Source organism: Blastomonas sp. UPD001 (genome assembly GCF_003426715.1).
Taxonomy (GTDB): domain Bacteria; phylum Pseudomonadota; class Alphaproteobacteria; order Sphingomonadales; family Sphingomonadaceae; genus Blastomonas.
The window spans coordinates 1-2,159 of record NZ_QKVT01000030.1 but is presented as its reverse complement, the minus strand read 5'-3'; the positions used below and the strand labels follow the sequence as shown (position 1 = coordinate 2,159).

Here is a 2,159-nt window from a genome sequence, read left to right as displayed (position 1 = left end):
CCATTGCCGCTGGTAACACTGTTGCCGCCAAAGGCCGATGCATCGAGCGACGCGCTGCCGGTGATGTCCACGATGCCCGAAGCCGAATCGATTCGCGCCGTTCCGCCCGTCGCATTGCCGATCGTGCCCGTGGTGGACGACCCCGCGCCGGCGATCGCATCGGCAAACAGGCTGCCGCCAATCCGGATGCGACTGCCCGCGCCAAAGGCGTTGATGAACGAATCGCCGCCGGTCGCGGTGCCGATATTGCCGCCGTCGCTATCGGCATTGCCGCTGAGCGCCTGGGTGGACAGGAACGTATCCTGATTGAGTGCGACCTGGCCGTTGCCCAGCGTGAGCAAGCTGGCCAGCCCGCCAAGGGCCGCGCCCGTATCGGCGCCGCCGGCGGAGGAACCGCCAAAGGCGCTGGCGTTCAATGTGGTGATGCCGCCGACCGTGACCGATCCGTTATTGTCGGCAAACAGCTGCGCTTCGCCGCCATCGCCGAGGCCGCCCACATTGCCTGCATTCGATGCATTGCCGCCAAAGCCCTGCGCCGTGAGCTCGGCCCCGCCCGCGATCTGGATGATTCCGCCGACGATCGATCCGATCACCGCGCGGCCGCCGGTGCCGATCCCGCCCGAACCTGCACCGATCGCGCTTCCGCCGAACCCGTCCGCATTGGTGGTGCCGTTTCCGCCGATCGACAGCGTGCCCGCGCCCGCGCCCAGATTGGCGAGGCCGCCCGTGCCATTGCCGCCCCGGATGCCGCCAGCGCTGTTGCCGCCATAGCCGCGCGCATCGGTGGTGGCGTTGCCGGTGATGGTGATGGTGCGATCGTTGACCGCAATGCGCACGTCGCCGCCCACGCCATTGCCCGCAATGCCATCACCGCCGCCGTTATTGTCATGGCCCGTGCCCGTGGCCGCGACGAACGCATTGCCGGTGATCGTGATCTGCCCGCCGGTATTCTGCGAGATCGAGGCATTGCCGCCCGTGCCGTTGCCGCCATCGATACCCGCCGCCAATGAGGTGAACACCGCGCCATTGGCGTTGATGTCGACATCGCCGGTGACGTTGATGATGCTGTTGCCATTGGCAATCATCTGCGCGCTGCCGCCTGTGCCATTGCCGGTCCGGCCGACACCCGCCTGCCGGGCGAAGCCCCCGACGCCGCCTGCACTCATCAGCAGGCCGCCATTGAGCGTCATCGTGCCCGCGCCCTGGCCGCTGACGAACGCGCCGCCGCCCGATCCATTCACACCGCCAAACCCGTCGCCGCCGATGGTTCCGTCGCCGCCTAGACCAAGCGCATCGATCTGCGTCAGGCCCTGCACGGTGATCGCGCCGCCGGCCTGGCCCGATCCCAGCGCCAGCGTCGCATTGCCGCCGCGCCCGGTGCCCCCGGTCGATGTCGCATCGTTGCCACTGCTGCCGCCCGAACCGGTGGCCTGCAAAACCAGGTTCGATCCAAAGCTCAGGATGCCGCCCGAGCCGAAGATCTGCGCGAAAGCCGATCCCCCAGTGCCGTTGCCGCCATTGCCGTTGCCATCATCGGCATGCCCGCCGAAGCCGAAACTGGTCAGGCTGGCCGAGCCGGCGACATTGATCCGCCCGCCAACGCCCGCGCTGATCGTGTTCGTGCCGCCGATACCTGCGCCGCCCGTTCCCGAATTCAGCGCCTGACCGCCAAAGCCGTCGGCATTGCTGAAGATCAGGCCGTTGATCGTCATGACGTTGTTGGCGCTGGCGATGCCGGTGCCGGAACCCGAATTGATCTGGATAGATCCGCCCCGACCCAGTCCGGCGACGCCTGCGCCGAAATTGCTGCTGCCGAACCCATTGGCCGAGACCACCAGGTCGCCACCGATCAGCATGGTGGAATTGTTGTCCACCGTCGCGTTGCGGCCCGAGGTCACGATGACCGTGCCGCCGGTGCCGCTGTTGCTGGTCGTGCCGGTGGAGCCGGTGCTGCCCGCGCGGCCATCGGCGCTGACGAACAGCGCGCCGGCAATGTCCATCAGTGCGTTGCCGAACGAGCGGACATCGGCAGTGCCGCCGGTGCCCGCACCGACCTGGCCGCTGAGATTGCCCGCGCCCTCGCCATTGGCGGTGACAAAGGCGTTGCCCAGCACGCGGACGGTGCCGCCCGCCTGGGCATAAAGCTGGGCATTACCGCC

At 68.1% G+C, this 2,159-nt stretch carries 1 protein-coding gene; it reads right to left on the bottom strand.

Features of this window, described 5'->3' with window-relative positions; all coding sequences use genetic code 11:
* Window positions 1-2,159 (bottom strand): beta strand repeat-containing protein (locus tag DM995_RS18055; protein ID WP_232824532.1); only part of this gene is annotated, 2,159 nt, incomplete at both ends.